This window comes from Dickeya sp. MK7, from assembly GCF_000406305.1.
Classification (GTDB): Bacteria; Pseudomonadota; Gammaproteobacteria; order Enterobacterales; family Enterobacteriaceae; genus Dickeya; species Dickeya fangzhongdai.
On record NZ_CM001984.1, the window covers coordinates 1,295,890 to 1,311,247 of the forward strand.

A 15,358-nucleotide genomic window follows, 5' to 3' on the forward strand; every position below is an offset into this window, starting at 1 on the left:
CTTCGGGGCGTGTCGTGGAGTCTTTTGTTGTCAGCCAGCAATATCAGCAGCGTTACGGCATTCGCCGTCTGTTGGTACTGAGCGGCCGGTCCGACTGGTGCTGCGCTCAGGCACAGCGCCTGAGCGCCTTGTTGCCCGGCGACTGGCTGTGGGTCAGCGCGTCGGCGCCGGAGGGGACGACGGCGATAGCGCCGCGGAACGTGCGTGGCGTACTGGGCCGGGAGTTTCTGCATGCGGTGTTCGATGCCCGCGACGGTCTGGATGCGGAAGCGCTGGCGATGCTGGCCGGCGCGCTCCGGGCCGGCAGCTGGCTGCTCCTGCTGGTTCCGGAGTGGGAGCGCTGGCCCGATTGCCCGGATGCGGACAGCCTGCGCTGGAGCGAGCAACCGGAGCCGATAGCCACCCCCCGATTTATCCGACATGCGCAGCACCAGCTGTTGCGCGATGACGAGGTTGTGCTGTGGCGCCAGCAGGACGCCGAGCCGGTGATAGCGCTTCCCCATCGCCGTTCAGACTGGCAGCCGGCCACCGGCGAAGCGACCTCCTGTCAGCAGGCTGTATTGCAGCAATTGCTGCGCACCTCTTGCTCGGTGTCCGTGATCACCGCGCCGCGCGGACGTGGCAAGTCGACGTTGGCCGGCATGCTGGCGCGTCAGTGTCAGGGCGCCTGCTGGGTGAGCGCGCCGTCGCGCGCCGCCGGCGAAATCCTGCTGCGTCAGGCTGGCGATGCGGCAACGTTCTGGGCGCCGGATGCGCTATTGGCGTTCTGTCAGCAACATGGCGCACCGCCGGTGGAGTGGTTGTTGATCGATGAGGCGGCGGCGATTCCTGCCCCGTTATTGCAGGCGTTGTTGCCGTTTTTCCGTCGGGTGGTGATGACGACCACGGTACAAGGGTATGAAGGGACGGGGCGCGGTTTTCTGCTGAAATTCTGCGCGTCACTGCCGGACTGGCAGGCGATTGAACTGACGGCGCCGCTACGCTGGGCAGAGCAGGATCCGCTGGAGAATATCGTCGATCGGGTGATGCTGTTTGACGCCGAAAAACAGGTGCCGGAACGGTTGTCGGGGGCACCGGCGATTCGGCTGGAGCGGCGCGACGACTGGCTGAGTCGACCTGAACGCCTTGCCGGGTGCTATGGATTGCTCTGCAGCGCCCACTACCGTACTTCGCCGCTGGATTTACGCCGCCTGCTGGATGCACCCGACATGCATATCGCCAGCGCCTGTGTCGACGAGCAGGTTGGCGGCGTTATCTGGCTGGTGGATGAGGGCGGGTTGCCGGAGGCGCTGGCGCAGGACGTCTGGGCCGGGCGACGTCGGCCGAGAGGAAATCTGGTGGCGCAGTCGCTGGCGGCGCACGGCAATCAGTGGTGGGCGCCGGTATTACGGTCACGCCGCATCAGCCGGATTGCGGTGCTGGCGGCGCAGCGTGGTCAAGGGATCGGGCAGGCGCTGGTCCGGGAGCAGCAGCAACGGGCGCAGCAGGAACAGCTGGATTTTCTGTCGGTCAGCTTCGGTTTTCAGCCGGCATTGTGGCGGTTCTGGCAGCGTTGCGGGTTTCAACTGGCGCGTATCGGCAGCCATATTGACGCCAGCAGCGGGTGTTACAGCGCAATGGCGTTGCTTCCGCTCAGCGAAGCGGGCAGCGCGTTGGCGGCGTCAGCATACCGTGAACTGATCCGGGACTGGTTCTGGCTGCGGCGTGATATCCCATTGGCGCTGAATTTGCCGCTGGTGGAGGATCAGACGATCACGGCGGATGACTGGCGCAATCTGGTGGGATTTACTATGGCCCACCGTCCGCCAGAGGCCTGTCAGGGGGCGCTGTCACGCCTGATGATGCGATCGCCGATGGCATTAATCGCCTTGAGGCTATGGCTTGAGCAAGGGCGAAGCGTGGCGGAGTGCGTTCATCTGCTTCAACTGGCGGGGAGAAAGGCGCTGGTTCAGCGCTGGCGGGCGGAGGCGACTCAGGCGCTGCGCCAACTGGACGAAGCTGAGTGGCAACGTTGGCATAATATTGTTTTATAAAGAAAACTGTTTTATCGCGACAACTGTTTTGTGGCGAGAATGGTTTTATAGAGAGAATAGCTTTATAACGAGAATGGTGTCATAGCGAAAGAAGTGGTTTCCTTTTCCAAATTCATTTCAAGTGGTAGCGATCACAATTTTGTAACTTGAACTGTGATTCGGCCTGCCGGTTTCCTGCGTTCATATACACTGATCCTGATACAGGATAATGGAATGACTTGTTCAATAAACCTCAATATTGACCCGCTATCGAGGGGCGTATAGTGACAACTGAAATTTTTTGAACAGACGGTTTCCCCTGAAGGTAACCGCAGGAGAGGCGATATGAAGCATGACTATTTTGTAGTGCAAAATCCACCTTCACCTAAGCAGTTGTTTTTGCTATTTCATGGCGTGGGCGACAATCCGGTTTCCATGGGTCAGATCGGCCGTTATTTTGCCGAGGCGTTCCCTATGGCGCAGGTTATCAGCGTTGGCGGTCCGGAAGCGATTGGTCTGGGCGAAGGGCGTCAGTGGTTTTCGGTACAGGGCGTTACCGAGGATAATCGCGCTCGTCGCGTCAACGCCATCATGCCGCGGTTTATCGAAACCGTTCGCTACTGGCAGGAAACTACGGGAATCGATTATTCCCACACTGCGTTGATCGGTTTTTCTCAAGGGTCAATCATGATCCTTGAGGCATTGAAAGCGGAGAAAAATCTGGCCGGGCGGGCTGTGGCGTTTAGCGGCCGCTTTGCCGCGTTGCCGGAGCAGCCGCTGTATGATGTCGTGGTTCACCTGATTCATGGCGAGGAAGACCCGGTGATTACGGCGGATCACGCTCGCCAGGCCGCACAGAGTCTGCGTGCCCAGGGGGCGGATTTCACGTTGGATCTGGTGCCGCAGCTGGGGCATGCCATTGACGGCCGCATGATGGATAACGCGCTGGACCGGCTGCACCATTACATCCCGAAACGCTTCTGGGATGAGGCGGTGATGGGCGCGCGCGGCGAACTGGTGGCATTTCGCTAACCGGCGGGCATGTCGTTAACCGACGGATATTTTGTTAACCAACTGACAGTGCGCTTATCGTAATAAGTCAGAAGGTCGCTATAAAATAAGAAGGCCGGGTCGCCATCGGGTGGCCCGGCCTTGTGGTTTTCAGCGTGCAGGGTCAGGGCTTTTTCTGCGGCCAGTCGTCTTCGTCGTCCCACTGCGCATTATTGTCGCGGTGCGGCGGCAACGGCGGTTTATCATGTAGAAAACGTTTATGATCAAGGCGGCTCAGCTCCTTGATGCCGTTGACCAGCATTCCCAGCAACACCAGCAGTATTACCCACCAGTAATCAGCCAGCCATCCCATGGTTGTTCCTCATATACAGATATCCCGTGTTAACGGGGTTATTGTGCCTCAACAGACAGTATAAAGCGCTGGAACAACATCGGCAGATTCGGCTCCAGCCAGCTCCGGCCGGCAATGTCTTCGCCTTGCCAGGCTTGCAGAATGTGTTCTGGCGTTAACTGAGCCATGGCGAGGCGGGCCAGCGGCGCATAGCTGAGATGCCAGGGCTCAATGGCGATGCCGCCGCTGTCCTGCGCGAACGGCCGGTAAAAGCCGAATGCGGCCATGTGTTGCGTCAGCCAGTCGCTGAGTTCGGCAAAATAACCGCCCGGCTGATATTCCCATGGTTCCAGCTGCAGTTTTTGGCCAGCGGGCAAGCGGTCGGGGTCATAAATATCCAGGTCGCTGCCCCAGTGGTGACGGCTGCCGCCCGGCAGCGCCGACCAGCGCAGGATCGCCTCGCAACGCGCGCCTTCGTCCAGCGCGAGGGCGTCTAGCGGCTGGCTGTGTTGATCCAGCAACGGGCGCTGACCGGTAAACTTGCCGTTCCAGATTTGCCGCTGACGCTCGAAATCCCGAAACGTACTGGCGGGTTGCAGGTTGAATCCATCTTGCCGCGCCGCCTGCTGCATGGCCGTAAACGCCGCGACCGCTTCAGGTTGCAGGCGATGCGACCCGCTTAACGTCACCAGATGATGGGCGCTTTTGCCGGTCAGACAGGCGGAAGACATCATGCGATCAATTGCTCCATAACGCGTTGATACATGCGGCTCAGCAGTTGCAGGTCGGCGGCGCTGACGCACTCGTTCACTTTATGAATCGTGGCGTTGACCGGCCCCAGCTCCACCACCTGTGCGCCCATGCGGGCAATAAAGCGACCATCCGAGGTGCCGCCGGTAGTCAGGAGCTGTGGGGTGATTTCACTGTAATGTTCAACGGCGTTGACCACCGCATCCACCAGTTCGCCGCGGCCGGTCAGGAACGGATGACCCGACAGTTGCCATTCCAGCGTGTAGTTAAGCTGGTGACGATCAAGCAGAGCTTTGACCTGCTGTTTAATTAGCTCATCGGTAAGCTCAGTGCTAAAGCGGAAATTGAATTGCACGTATAGCTCGCCGGGAATGACGTTATTGCTGCCGGTGCCGGCGTTAATGTTGGCTATCTGCATGCTGGTAGGCGGGAAGAATTCGTTGCCCTGGTCCCAGACGGTCGCCACCAGTTCATTCAGCGCCGGCATGGCCCGATGCACCGGGTTGTCCGCCAGATGCGGATAAGCGACATGACCCTGAACGCCGTGAATCCGCAGATTGGCGGTGATAGAGCCGCGCCGGCCGTTTTTCACCACATCGCCGACCCGATCGGTACTGGACGGTTCGCCGACCAGGCAGTAGTCCAGCCGCTCCTGACGCGCCATCAGCGTTTCCACGACCTTGACGGTGCCGTTGACGGCGCTGGCTTCCTCGTCGGAAGTAATAAGAAACGCCAGTCGACCCTGATGATTGGGGTGCGCAGCGACAAAACGCTCCGCCGCCACTACCATTGCCGCCAGCGAGCCTTTCATGTCCGCCGCGCCGCGACCGTACAACATGCCGTCACGAATAGCGGGTTCAAACGGCGGCGTCTGCCACTGGTTGTTATCACCGACAGGCACTACGTCGGTATGACCGGCGAACGCCAGCGTTTTTCCCTGACCGCGCCAGGCCCAGAAATTTTGGGTATCGCCGAAATCCAGCTTTTCGACGATGAAGCCGATGGCCTGCAGGCGTTCAATCATGAGCGCCTGGCAGCCGGCGTCATCCGGACTGAGAGACGGGCGTTTGATGAGCTGCTGGGCCAGTTCAATTACCGGGCAAGACATGTGAGCTGTTCTCCGTAAAAAAGTGCTGATAGCTGTCGTCGCTGAAACCAAGCAGGGTTTTTCCGTCATCAGTCTCCAGCAGCGGGCGTTTGATCAACGCAGGTTGCTCCAGCATAACAGCTTTTGCCGCCGCTTCATTGTCGATGGTGTTACGGTACGCTTCTTCCAGTTTACGCCAGGTGGTGCCCCGGGTATTCAGCAGCGGTTGCCAGCCTGTGCGATCGATAAAGGATTGCAGGCGTTCCTCTTCCAGCCCGTCGACCCGATAGTCATGAAAACGGTAGTCAATCTGATGGTCTTCTAGCCAGCGACGGGCCTTTTTTATGGTGTCGCAATTCTTAATGCCGTACAGGATGATGGCCATATGTTTAAAATCCGTTATTTTTCATGTCATAAGGGAAAAAAGCATACAACATAAACGCCGGATACGGCAGAGTATTAAAATTATCTTAAGAAATCATGGGGTTGAGTTGGTTGGCTATGTTGCGGAAATGCGAAAGAGAGCACATTTTTGCGCCCCAAAGTCTTTATCTTGGTCAAAAAAGAAGCGTATAATAACCCCGTAAGACAACAAATCTCTAAGGAGCTACCATCATGATCGAAGTCGAACTCAACAACTGGAAAAGCTTCATCGACGCAATGCTGCGTAAGTAATTGCTGATGTATTTAGACTAGTACAATTTCATTTACTGTCATTAGTCACCAGGTCCCTAATTGAGTATCACCAAAGCAGCAATCCACGGGTTGCTGCTTTTTTTATGTGATAAAAACTGGTTTTAATAGGCTGATTTTTAAAAATTAATTTTCGCTTAAGGTGAGTGTGTTATTCATAAACTCCCGCGTTTTACCCCGTTTTTTTCTTCTCATTTTTGTGACGAATCTCTCAATTTTTCGCTCATGTTTTTCGATCTGCTGCCGGGGATGACGCTGGCTAAATGAGGAAGCCTGAGTAAATAAAAGAGGCTATTATTTGCCTTTGCCTGTCTGTGCGAACGTGACTCATTGACCCAAAGCAAAGCGTGCCGCTGCCAGCGCGTGCAGTTGCGTGGTATCCAACTGCGGAATCATCACATCATCCGGGCGGATCAATAGCGGTAATTCGGTACACCCTAATATCACGCCCTGCGCGCCGTTTTGCTGCAGATCGGCAATGATGCGGCAGAGAACCTGACGAGATTCATCGCGAATCTGCCCAAGGCAGAGTTCATCGAAAATGATGCGATTGATTTCATCACGTTGTAGCGGGTCGGGTATCAGCACCCGGATACCGAAACGCTCAGTCAGGCGGCCGCGATAGAAGCTCTGTTCCATGGTATAGCGGGTGCCCAGCAGCGCGACGGTGGCGAGTTGTTGCCGCTGTATTTCGGCCGCGGCGGCGTCAGCGATATGGATTATTGGCAACTGACAACGCTGTTCGACCTGGTCGGCGACTTTATGCATGGTGTTGGTACAGATGACAATGGCATCTGCGCCAGCCTGCTTCAGCCCGATGGCGGCCTGTGACAAGTAATCGGCCGCGGCCTCCCAGTCGCCGGAAGACTGCATTTTTTCGATATCATAAAAATCAACGCTATGCAGCAGCAACCGGGCGGAATGCAGCCCACCTAATGTCTCTTTCACATATTGATTGATGATACGGTAATAAGGCAGGGTCGACTCCCAGCTCATACCGCCAAGTAACCCCAGCATTTTCTGCATAGTTGTTTGGGATGACCAAAAAAAGTGGCTAACTGCGTGTAAGATACCAAATAATGCGGTTGTGGCTTATAAATATGCGGAGTGAATGGAGTCAGTTCGCTTTTTTATCATGTTTTATCACTTTTTGGTGATGTTCGGCTGGACAAATGCGCCGCTACTTGCTGTACTGTATTTGACACAGATTTTGTGTCGTTCATTCATGTAAAGGTAAGTTTGATGTCTAAGATTAAAGGTAGCGTTAAGTGGTTTAATGAGTCCAAAGGATTCGGTTTCATTACTCCGGAAGATGGCAGCAAGGACGTATTCGTTCACTTCTCTGCTATCCAGAGCAACGGTTTCAAAACCCTGGCTGAAGGTCAGCGCGTAGAGTTTGAAATCACCAGCGGCGCTAAAGGACCTTCTGCTGCTAACGTTATCGCTATTTAATTATACCGATTTCCTGAAAAACCCGCCTGATGGCGGGTTTTTATTTTGTATCTTCTTTATCCCATCTCTCAGTGGGCGCTCAGCCAGCCTACCAGCGCAAACGCCAGCGCCGTCATGATCAGTGAACCGAGCAGATTGAGCAGCAAATTGAACAGCGCTGCGGCCCATTCGCCGCTCTGCAGCAGGGCAATCATTTCGTAGGAAAAAGTCGAGAATGTTGTCAGCCCGCCGCAAAAACCGGTTGTGAGCAACAGTTTCCAGTGTGGCGGAAGGTCGGGCTGGCGCATGAAATAGCTCATGGCCGCGCCGATAATGAAGGCGCCGATCAGGTTGGCCAGCAGTGTGCCGGCGGGAATCTGGGGAAACAGGTTATTAAAGCGCACGCTGAGTTGCCAGCGCGCGACGCTGCCAATCCCGCCGCCAATAAAAACAGCAAGTAACGTACTATACATAGTCACCTTTTCATTCAAGGGTAAGTTGGGCTAATCTCGAAAGGGCACGCCCGATTGAGGGACTCGCAGACATCATCAGCCGGAAGGGCGGTTATGGAGGAATGTCATCTCCGTTACTGGCTAATAAAGTTTACCCGCATGCCGATGTTTTTTATAGCCGTGGTAGTTTTACCAAATGTATCCGCCTGTTATGTATGAAGGAGCCAGATATGAGAGTGGCGCTCGGCCAGTTTGCCGTGCAACGTCTATGGCAGGACAACGCCCAGACTTGCATAACATTAATGGCCCAGGCGGCATCCGCCGGGGCTGATCTGCTGGTGTTGCCGGAGGCGGTGCTGGCGCGAGACAACACGGACCCGGAATGGGGCGTCGGTTGCGCCCAGCCGATCACCGGCCCGTTTGTCAGCCAGTTGCTGACCGCCAGCCAGTCGCTGGATATCAGCGTGGTGTTTACCCTGCATACTCCGGCGGCGGATGGGCGTGTGCACAATACGCTGTTGGTTATCCGGCGAGGCGAAGTGTTGGTTCATTACCACAAGCTGCACTTGTATGACGCTTTTACGGTGCAGGAGTCTCGACGGGTGACGCCGGGTACGGCTCTGCCGCCGGTGGTGGAGGTGGCGGGAATGCGTGTCGGGCTGATGGTGTGCTACGACATCCGTTTCGCCGAGATGGCGCGCCAACTGGCGGTCAACGGCGCCGATGTGCTGGTAGTGCCGGCGGCCTGGGTGAAAGGCCCGCAGAAGGAAGCGCACTGGGAATTGCTGGCACGGACCCGGGCGCTGGAGAACACCTGTTATCTGGTGGCGACAGGGGAGTGTAGCGACAGGAATATCGGCAATAGCATGGTGGTGGACCCGATGGGCGTGGTTATCGCCCAGGCTGCCGAACAGCCTGAATTGCTGCTGGCGGAACTGAAGCTGGAGCGTATTCAAGCTGTTCGTCGCCAGTTACCTGTGCTGCATCACAACCGTTTTAAGCCGCCTGTACTACGATAACAGCAAGGCATCACATGCCGGATAAAAACAGCGACTGGCGATGGACGTCTTACTTTGTTACAGATGACCATTGCCTTATTCGGTGTATCGATTTAAAAAAGAGCGATGTAAAGCGCGCTGGCTTTTCCAGCTCACATCATCAGGTAGGTATGTATGGAAGGTATCAGTATTGCCAAGCTCTTAGTGATTGGCGCCTTGATTGTTCTGCTGTTCGGCACCAATAAACTGCGCAGTCTGGGCAGCGATCTGGGTGCCGCTATCAAAGGCTTCAAGAAATCCATGAGTGATGAGCAGCCGGCGCCGGCGGCAAAATCTTCCGCTCAGGATGAACATCCAGCCGCTATCAGCGAAAATCGTCCTAAAGAATAATTATCAGCGCTGACAGGCATCAAAATAAAAAAGCGGAGGGCTTTGCCATCCGCTTTTTGTGTTGCTTGTGTCATTTTGTAAGGGGATATTGCAGGCTGTAGCCCGTTATTTCACCTCAATCCCTTTGGCCTGCAAGTCGGCGTGGTAGGACGAACGAACGAACGGACCGCAGGCGGCGTGGGTAAAGCCCATCGCCAGCGCTTCCGCCTTCATTTCCTCAAACTCTTCCGGCGGCACATAACGTTGTACCGGTAGGTGGTGGCGGCTCGGCTGCAGGTACTGGCCCAGCGTCAGCATGGTCACGCCGTGGCGACGCAGATCGCGCATTACATCCAGAATTTCATCATTGGTCTCGCCCAGACCAACCATCAGACCGGACTTGGTCGGAATATTGGGATGCGCGGCTTTGAATTTTTCCAGCAGCTGCAACGACCATTCATAGTTGGCGCCCGGACGTACCTGGCGGTAGAGACGCGGCACGTTTTCCAGGTTGTGGTTAAATACGTCCGGCGGCGTGACGGTCAGAATATCCAGCGCCCGATCCATACGGCCACGGAAATCCGGCACCAGCGTTTCGATTCTGATGCTCGGGTTTTTACGACGAATGGCGCTGATGCAGTCGGCAAAATGCTGGGCGCCGCCGTCACGCAGGTCATCGCGGTCAACCGAGGTGATCACCACATAACGCAGCCCCATATCGTGAATGGTCTGAGCCAGTTTTTCCGGCTCGTTGGCATCCGGGGTCAGCGGGCGGCCGTGGGCGACATCGCAGAACGGGCAACGGCGGGTACAGATGGCGCCGAGGATCATGAACGTGGCGGTGCCGTGATTGAAGCACTCCGCCAGGTTAGGGCAGGATGCCTCTTCGCAAACCGAGTGCAGACCATTACGGCGCATGGCGTCCTTGATGCCCTGAATTCGGCTGGAGTCCGCAGGTAATTTGATTTTCATCCATTCCGGCTTGCGGAGCATCTCCTGACGCTCGGTGACGACGGTACGTACCGGGATCAGGGCCATTTTGTCTGCATCGCGGTATTTGACGCCACGTTCGATCTGAATCGGTTTACTCATGTTTGCGTAATTTCCAGTTCTGAATCGCTGTTATGAATTTATATAAAATTCATTGGATTACGTGAGTTGTTAAACTTTTTTTTAAAAAGCTCACAAAATTATATCATCTTTGTCCGCCGACGAGCAGCCATTGAGGGACAAAATACAGAAATTATGTAAATAAAATGTAATTTAACGGCGTCAGGATGCGTCTGGCGCGCTCAGCGGATGTGGGGCCCCTTGCTGCGACCAGTTCCACTCCAGCCATTCCTGCTGCCGGTAATCCAGCAGTTCCATAAACGCGTTCACCATTACTGGCGCGGTTTCGGCTACCGTTGCGCCGGGAACCTGTTCGCTAAGTTGAGTCATCGCCATACCGGCATAGCCGCAAGGGTTGATGCGCAGGAAAGGGGACAGATCCATCGCAATGTTCAGCGCCAGCCCGTGAAACGAGCAGCCGTGACGGATGCGCAGGCCCAGTGAGCAGATTTTCCGTTCGCCGACGTAGACGCCGGGGGCGTCGGGGCGGGCGTGCGCGTCAACGGCGTAATGCGCCAGCGTATTGACGACGGTATTTTCGATAGCGGTTACCAGCTGACGTACGCCAACTTTGCGACGTTTGATATCGATCAGCACATACATCACCTGCTGACCGGGGCCGTGGTAGGTCACCTGACCGCCGCGATCGCTTTGAATCACCGGGATGTCGCCGGGCATCAGAACATGTTCGGCTTTGCCCGCCTGTCCCTGGGTAAAGACCGGCGGATGCTGCACTAGCCACAATTCGTCAAAACTGTGGCTGTCCCGTTGTTCGGTAAAGGTATGCATGGCCTGTGATACCGGCTCGTAAGGCTGTACGCCCAACTGGCGCACTATGATCGTGTCACTGACCATGATCGCGTCACGTACTATCATCGCATCACGTACTATCATCGTGTCACGTACTGTGATCGTATCCTGTTGCAAGAGTGTCATCGTCGGGTGAAGAAAGAATGAGCGCAATTATAGCGGGGTGATGCTACAGCGAATAGCGGTTTCCTCGCTTGTCTCCGTATTAAGGAGACAAGGTCAGAGAGCGGCGGGCGTTACAGCACCACACGTACAATATCGATGTTACCCAGTTCTTCGTACAGCGTTTCTACCTGCTCGATATGGGTGGCGATGATAGTAATCGACACCGAATGGTAGTTGCCTTTGGTGCTGGGCTTGATTTGCGGGTTATAGTCGCCAGGAGCATGGCGCTGAACCACTTCCACAACCCGATCCACCAGCTCCGGTTTTGCCAGCCCCATGACCTTGTAGGTAAATGAGCATGGAAATTCAAGCAATTCGTTGAGTTTGGTTTTCATGGCGACTCCAGAGTCATTCATTAGTACAAAATTATCACTCCCGCCGAAGCGGGAGTGTTAAGTATGACCGAAATCCTGTTGTTCGATCCTTAAGTGAGCAACATGAGGGCGGTTGCTCAGGATTCAAGGGGGATCAACTGAACCAGCGGTGGAACATCAGTTTGATGTAGTCGAACAGACGTCCGAAAATACCGCCTTCTTTGACTTCGTTCATCACTACCAGCGGGCGCTGTTCGATCACTTTGCCGTCCAACTGGAAGTTGATGGTACCCACCACCTGGTTTTTGGCCAGCGGCGCGTGCAGTTCCGTATTGGTCAACACATAGCTGGCTTTCAAATCTTTCATGCGGCCACGCGGAATGGTGATGTAGGCATCTTTATCCACGCCCAGCGATACCCGGTCGTTGTCGCCGAACCACACCGGTTCGGAGGCGAATTCTTTGCCGGTTTTCAGCGGCGCCACCGTTTCAAAGAAGCGGAAGCCCCAGGTCAGCAGTTTCTTGCTTTCTGTTTCACGGCCCTTGAAGGTCCGTCCACCCAGTACGGCGGAGATCAGGCGCATCTGACCTTCGGTCGCAGAGGCCACCAGATTGTAGCCGGCGGAGGAGGTATGGCCGGTTTTGATGCCGTCAACGGCCAGGCTGCTGTCCCACAACAGGCCGTTGCGGTTCGTCTGGCGGATATTGTTGAAGGTAAATTCTTTCTCTTTATAGGTCGCGTACTCATCCGGTACGTCGCGGATCAACGCCTGACCAATCAGCGCCATATCGCGGGCTGAGCTGTACTGGCCTTCAGCGTCCAGACCGTGAACCGTTTTGAAGTTGGTGTTCTGCAACCCCAGCGCCTTGACGTAACCGTTCATCAGGTTGACGAACGAATCCTGGCTGCCCGCCACGTAGTCAGCCATTGCTACGCAGGCATCGTTGCCGGACTGCAGGATAATCCCTTTGTTCAGCAAATAAACCGGCACGCGATCGCCCGGTTTGAGGAACATCAGCGACGACCCCTGAAACTCGGAGTTGCCGGTAGCCCAGGCGTCTTTGCCAATAGTCACGACATCGTTCGGGCTGATCTTCCCGGCCTTAATCGCCTGGCCGATGACGTAGCTGGTCATCATTTTGGTCAGGCTGGCGGGGTTGCGACGGGTGTCGGCGTTCTTTTCCGCCAGCACTTTACCCGAGTTGTAATCAATCAGGATGTACGCTTCGGCATCAATGTCCGGGACGGCAGGAATCATGGTTTTCAGATTAATGTCGTCTGCGTAGGCGAAAGTGGATGCACCGATGGCGAGCAACGTGCCGAGCGCAATACGTTTGGTAAAACAAGACGTGATTACTGTTTTCATGATTGGAACAACAACATCCGTGGGTATAAGTTAAAAAACGAGCCACACTATAACAGATGAAAATCGGGGCGGCACCAGACAATACGTTACGCGATTTTGCCGATCGCCGGGGGCGATATCGTTATCGCTCGTACAGATAAAGAAAGAGGGAATTTATCCCTCTTTCGACCGGAAATAGGTTACTGCGCGCCAGACACGGTGGTGATAAATGACGGCTGTTGCGCTTCGCTGGACAAGCGCTGTTGCAGGTCGGCAGCTTGCTGACGGCTCTGGAACGGCCCCAACTGGATGCGGTATAAACCGTTATTCAGGGTGACTTTGCCAGGCACGCGGAAGCGCTCGTTCAGGCTTTTCAGCCAGGTTTGCGCCCGCTGCTGATCGCTCAGTGCGCCGACCTGCACCACGATGTTGCCGGAACCGGCAGGCACAGCCGGTTGCGACAGCGTGCGTGACGGCTGAACGGCGACCGGCGCTGTCGCGACCGCCGTTGCTCTGACTGGGGTAGCGGCAGGCGTTGGCTCCGGGCTTTCCAGCACCCCGCTGGGTAGCGGTTTGGGTGCGCCGAGGAAACTGCCTCCGCTTGAGGCGCCGGTATTGTTGATAGTCGGGCTGCCGCTAACGATATTGCTGCCGCTATTACCTGTTGTCGGCGTCAAGGTGGCGTTGCTGATCGGCCGCACCGCAGCGGCAGTCGCCGGCGCGCTTTCCATGACCGGCGTTCCCAGACCGCTGGAGCCCAGCGTCGGGCGTGACGGCAGGGCAAAACTCTGTTTGGCGACACGGGTGCCGATGGTGCCGGGGCCGGAGAGCGAGCCGTCCGGCGCCACGCTGATGAAGTCCACCTTCACCTTGGTATTGTTGGACAGATTAAGGCGGTCGGCCGCGCTTTTGGTCAGATCGATGATTCTGCCCGGCGTATAAGGCCCGCGATCGTTGACGCGCACCACCAGACGACGGCCGTTGCTGAGGTTGGTGACGCGCACATAGCTCGGAATCGGCAGCGTGGGATGAGCGGCGGCCATGGCGTTGACGTCGAATTCTTCGCCGGTCGCCGTGCGGTTACCGACCGATTCCCGATCGTGCCAGGCGGCAAACCCGCTTTCACTGAAATTCTCCGGATTTTTGACAATACGGTAGGTTTTGCCGTTCATGCTGTAATCCTGCATGTTGGCGGGTTTGTACGGTTCGTAGCGCGGCTCCGCGCCGCCGATTTCTTCCACCGGGCCATTGTACGCCGTGGCCTGCGGTGAGGGAGACTGAGGCTGTTCCGTCACCGCGCAGCCTGCCAGAGCCAGGCTGATCGCGCCAATCCAAACCCAATCCTTACGCATTGCTCACCCCTATAAATTCTTGGATAACATTTTGCGGTGAGTGTGTATCGACATGACGATACCGAATCCCGCCATCAAGACGACCAGAGCCGAGCCGCCATAGCTGACCAACGGCAGCGGCACCCCGACCACCGGCAGGATACCACTCACCATGCCGATGTTAACAAACACATACACGAAAAAGATTAGCATCAAGCCACCGACCATCACCCGGCCGAACGAGGTTTGCGCATTGGCGGCGATCACCAGGCCGCGCATGATCAGGAACAGGTACAACCCCAGCAGGATCAGCACGCCGATCAGTCCCAGCTCTTCGGCCAGCACCGCGAAGATGAAGTCGGTATGGCGTTCCGGCAGGAACTCCAACTGAGACTGGGTGCCCTGCAGCCAGCCTTTGCCGGCCAGGCCGCCGGAACCGATGGCGATTTTCGACTGGATAATATGATAACCGGCGCCGAGCGGATCGGTTTCCGGGTCCAGCAGCATCATTACCCTGTCGCGCTGGTAATCATGCATCAGGAAAAACCACAGTACGGGAATGAACGCCGCCAGCAAAATGGCGGCAATAGCGATCAGCCGCCAGCTCATGCCGGCGAGGAACAGCACGAACAGGCCGGAAGCGCAAATCAGGATGGCGGTGCCAAGGTCCGGCTGGGCGGCCACCAGCAGGGTGGGGGCGAACGTCAGCGCCAGCGCGATGGCGGTATTTTTCAACGACGGCGGGCACATATCGCGGTTGATATAGCGGGCCACCATCAGCGGCACCGCGATTTTGGCGATTTCCGACGGCTGGAAGCGCACCACGCCTAAATCGAGCCAGCGTTGCGCGCCTTTACTGATCTGGCCGAATACATCCACCATGACCAGCAGGATAAAACAGAAAATGTACAGATACGGGGCCCAACCCTCATAGACCCGCGGCGGGATTTGCGCCATGCCGATCATGACGACTAACCCCAGCACGCATTGGGCAATTTTGCGCTCCATCATGCCCGTGTCCTGCCCGCTGGCGCTCCACATGACGAACATGCTATAGCCCAGTAACGCCATTACACACAGAAGGAAAGGCAGATCAATGTGCATTTTGGTCCAGATTGAGCCTTTTTGTTGACTGTCTGTCATGGTGCC

Annotated in this window: 18 protein-coding genes and 1 riboswitch; of the genes, 6 read left to right on the forward strand and 12 right to left on the reverse strand. The window is 56.2% G+C overall.

Annotated features, from left to right (window positions below; translation table 11 throughout):
* Positions 1-14 precede the first annotated feature (14 nt).
* Both DXXMK7_RS05795 and ypfH read left to right on the forward strand, forming a co-directional pair.
* A complete protein-coding gene (locus tag DXXMK7_RS05795; RefSeq protein ID WP_038918259.1) occupies positions 15-2,033 on the forward strand; it encodes a tRNA(Met) cytidine acetyltransferase TmcA in 2,019 nt (672 codons plus the stop codon).
* Positions 2,034-2,357: 324 nt separating this feature from the next.
* Positions 2,358-3,044, forward strand: coding sequence for an esterase (gene ypfH, locus DXXMK7_RS05800; RefSeq protein WP_038918260.1), 687 nt, complete (start codon positions 2,358-2,360; stop codon positions 3,042-3,044).
* Between the two features lie 142 nt (positions 3,045-3,186).
* Here the strand turns inward: ypfH and DXXMK7_RS05805 are convergent, their stop codons facing one another.
* Genes DXXMK7_RS05805 through DXXMK7_RS05820 form a run of 4 tightly spaced genes read right to left on the reverse strand, consistent with a single transcriptional unit; the run spans position 3,187 to position 5,576 of the window.
* Positions 3,187-3,375, reverse strand: coding sequence for a YpfN family protein (locus DXXMK7_RS05805; protein WP_022632647.1), 189 nt, complete (start codon positions 3,373-3,375; stop codon positions 3,187-3,189).
* 38 nt (positions 3,376-3,413) lie between these two features.
* Positions 3,414-4,088 (reverse strand): M15 family metallopeptidase, encoded by a 675-nt coding sequence (locus tag DXXMK7_RS05810; protein WP_038918261.1) that lies wholly within the window; start codon positions 4,086-4,088, stop codon positions 3,414-3,416.
* On the reverse strand, positions 4,085-5,212 hold the full coding sequence (gene dapE / locus DXXMK7_RS05815; RefSeq protein ID WP_038918262.1) for a succinyl-diaminopimelate desuccinylase: 1,128 nt from the start codon (positions 5,210-5,212) through the stop codon (positions 4,085-4,087). Before dapE ends, DXXMK7_RS05810 begins: the two co-directional genes overlap by 4 nt.
* On the reverse strand, positions 5,193-5,576 hold the full coding sequence (locus DXXMK7_RS05820; protein ID WP_038918263.1) for an ArsC family reductase: 384 nt from the start codon (positions 5,574-5,576) through the stop codon (positions 5,193-5,195). The genes dapE and DXXMK7_RS05820 overlap by 20 nt, the downstream gene beginning before the upstream one ends.
* 230 nt (positions 5,577-5,806) lie before the next feature.
* Between DXXMK7_RS05820 and ypfM the strand changes: the two genes are divergently transcribed.
* Positions 5,807-5,866, forward strand: coding sequence for a protein YpfM (ypfM, locus tag DXXMK7_RS23255; RefSeq protein WP_139348332.1), 60 nt, complete (start codon positions 5,807-5,809; stop codon positions 5,864-5,866).
* A 345-nt stretch (positions 5,867-6,211) separates the two neighbouring features.
* Here the strand turns inward: ypfM and DXXMK7_RS05825 are convergent, their stop codons facing one another.
* The gene (locus DXXMK7_RS05825) at positions 6,212-6,910 is read right to left on the reverse strand and encodes an aspartate/glutamate racemase family protein (protein WP_038918264.1); all 699 of its coding nucleotides are present in this window, start codon (positions 6,908-6,910) and stop codon (positions 6,212-6,214) included.
* A gap of 216 nt (positions 6,911-7,126) precedes the next feature.
* Here DXXMK7_RS05825 and cspE point away from each other — a divergent pair, with 216 nt between their 5' ends.
* Complete coding sequence (cspE, locus tag DXXMK7_RS05830; RefSeq protein WP_009113827.1) at positions 7,127-7,336, forward strand: transcription antiterminator/RNA stability regulator CspE; 210 nt, start codon at positions 7,127-7,129, stop codon at positions 7,334-7,336.
* Between the two features lie 68 nt (positions 7,337-7,404).
* Here cspE and crcB read toward each other — a convergent pair whose 3' ends face one another.
* The gene (crcB, locus tag DXXMK7_RS05835; RefSeq protein ID WP_038918265.1) at positions 7,405-7,788 is read right to left on the reverse strand and encodes a fluoride efflux transporter CrcB; all 384 of its coding nucleotides are present in this window, start codon (positions 7,786-7,788) and stop codon (positions 7,405-7,407) included.
* 59 nt (positions 7,789-7,847) lie between these two features.
* Positions 7,848-7,909, reverse strand: a riboswitch (Fluoride riboswitch).
* A gap of 88 nt (positions 7,910-7,997) precedes the next feature.
* On the opposite strand from crcB, the gene DXXMK7_RS05840 reads away from it, so the two are divergent.
* Positions 7,998-8,786, forward strand: a complete 789-nt coding sequence (locus DXXMK7_RS05840; RefSeq protein ID WP_038918267.1) for a deaminated glutathione amidase — start codon at positions 7,998-8,000, stop codon at positions 8,784-8,786.
* A gap of 153 nt (positions 8,787-8,939) precedes the next feature.
* Complete coding sequence (gene tatA, locus DXXMK7_RS05845) at positions 8,940-9,155, forward strand: Sec-independent protein translocase subunit TatA (protein ID WP_038660971.1); 216 nt, start codon at positions 8,940-8,942, stop codon at positions 9,153-9,155.
* A gap of 105 nt (positions 9,156-9,260) precedes the next feature.
* On the opposite strand, the gene lipA is transcribed toward tatA, so the two are convergent.
* The 6 genes from lipA to mrdB all read right to left on the reverse strand — a co-directional run bounded on the left by lipA (position 9,261) and on the right by mrdB (position 15,352).
* Positions 9,261-10,226, reverse strand: a complete 966-nt coding sequence (gene lipA, locus DXXMK7_RS05850; protein WP_038918268.1) for a lipoyl synthase — start codon at positions 10,224-10,226, stop codon at positions 9,261-9,263.
* Between the two features lie 180 nt (positions 10,227-10,406).
* The gene (gene lipB, locus DXXMK7_RS05855; protein WP_038920848.1) at positions 10,407-11,099 is read right to left on the reverse strand and encodes a lipoyl(octanoyl) transferase LipB; all 693 of its coding nucleotides are present in this window, start codon (positions 11,097-11,099) and stop codon (positions 10,407-10,409) included.
* 191 nt (positions 11,100-11,290) lie between these two features.
* Positions 11,291-11,554, reverse strand: coding sequence for a DUF493 family protein YbeD (gene ybeD, locus DXXMK7_RS05860; protein WP_013316963.1), 264 nt, complete (start codon positions 11,552-11,554; stop codon positions 11,291-11,293).
* A 133-nt stretch (positions 11,555-11,687) separates the two neighbouring features.
* Positions 11,688-12,899, reverse strand: coding sequence for a D-alanyl-D-alanine carboxypeptidase DacA (gene dacA, locus DXXMK7_RS05865; protein ID WP_038918269.1), 1,212 nt, complete (start codon positions 12,897-12,899; stop codon positions 11,688-11,690).
* 179 nt (positions 12,900-13,078) lie between these two features.
* Positions 13,079-14,230, reverse strand: coding sequence for an endolytic peptidoglycan transglycosylase RlpA (rlpA, locus tag DXXMK7_RS05870; protein WP_038918270.1), 1,152 nt, complete (start codon positions 14,228-14,230; stop codon positions 13,079-13,081).
* A 9-nt stretch (positions 14,231-14,239) separates the two neighbouring features.
* On the reverse strand, positions 14,240-15,352 hold the full coding sequence (gene mrdB, locus DXXMK7_RS05875) for a peptidoglycan glycosyltransferase MrdB (protein ID WP_038660958.1): 1,113 nt from the start codon (positions 15,350-15,352) through the stop codon (positions 14,240-14,242).
* Between the last annotated feature and the right edge of the window lie 6 nt (positions 15,353-15,358).

What these genes read in the sequence shown, in the direction of transcription:
- dapE (WP_038918262.1), bottom strand. Translation starts at nt 5,212, where the DNA reads ATGTCTTGCCCGGTAATTGAACTGGCCCAGCAGCTCATCAAACGCCCG.
- rlpA (WP_038918270.1), bottom strand. Translation starts at nt 14,230, where the DNA reads ATGCGTAAGGATTGGGTTTGGATTGGCGCGATCAGCCTGGCTCTGGCA.
- DXXMK7_RS05805 (WP_022632647.1), bottom strand. Translation starts at nt 3,375, where the DNA reads ATGGGATGGCTGGCTGATTACTGGTGGGTAATACTGCTGGTGTTGCTG.
- lipB (WP_038920848.1), bottom strand. Translation starts at nt 11,099, where the DNA reads ATGGTCAGTGACACGATCATAGTGCGCCAGTTGGGCGTACAGCCTTAC.
- crcB (WP_038918265.1), bottom strand. Translation starts at nt 7,788, where the DNA reads ATGTATAGTACGTTACTTGCTGTTTTTATTGGCGGCGGGATTGGCAGC.
- ybeD (WP_013316963.1), bottom strand. Translation starts at nt 11,554, where the DNA reads ATGAAAACCAAACTCAACGAATTGCTTGAATTTCCATGCTCATTTACC.
- mrdB (WP_038660958.1), bottom strand. Translation starts at nt 15,352, where the DNA reads ATGACAGACAGTCAACAAAAAGGCTCAATCTGGACCAAAATGCACATT.
- ypfH (WP_038918260.1), top strand. Translation starts at nt 2,358, where the DNA reads ATGAAGCATGACTATTTTGTAGTGCAAAATCCACCTTCACCTAAGCAG.
- DXXMK7_RS05810 (WP_038918261.1), bottom strand. Translation starts at nt 4,088, where the DNA reads ATGATGTCTTCCGCCTGTCTGACCGGCAAAAGCGCCCATCATCTGGTG.
- tatA (WP_038660971.1), top strand. Translation starts at nt 8,940, where the DNA reads ATGGAAGGTATCAGTATTGCCAAGCTCTTAGTGATTGGCGCCTTGATT.
- cspE (WP_009113827.1), top strand. Translation starts at nt 7,127, where the DNA reads ATGTCTAAGATTAAAGGTAGCGTTAAGTGGTTTAATGAGTCCAAAGGA.
- DXXMK7_RS05840 (WP_038918267.1), top strand. Translation starts at nt 7,998, where the DNA reads ATGAGAGTGGCGCTCGGCCAGTTTGCCGTGCAACGTCTATGGCAGGAC.
- lipA (WP_038918268.1), bottom strand. Translation starts at nt 10,226, where the DNA reads ATGAGTAAACCGATTCAGATCGAACGTGGCGTCAAATACCGCGATGCA.
- dacA (WP_038918269.1), bottom strand. Translation starts at nt 12,899, where the DNA reads ATGAAAACAGTAATCACGTCTTGTTTTACCAAACGTATTGCGCTCGGC.
- DXXMK7_RS05825 (WP_038918264.1), bottom strand. Translation starts at nt 6,910, where the DNA reads ATGCAGAAAATGCTGGGGTTACTTGGCGGTATGAGCTGGGAGTCGACC.
- DXXMK7_RS05820 (WP_038918263.1), bottom strand. Translation starts at nt 5,576, where the DNA reads ATGGCCATCATCCTGTACGGCATTAAGAATTGCGACACCATAAAAAAG.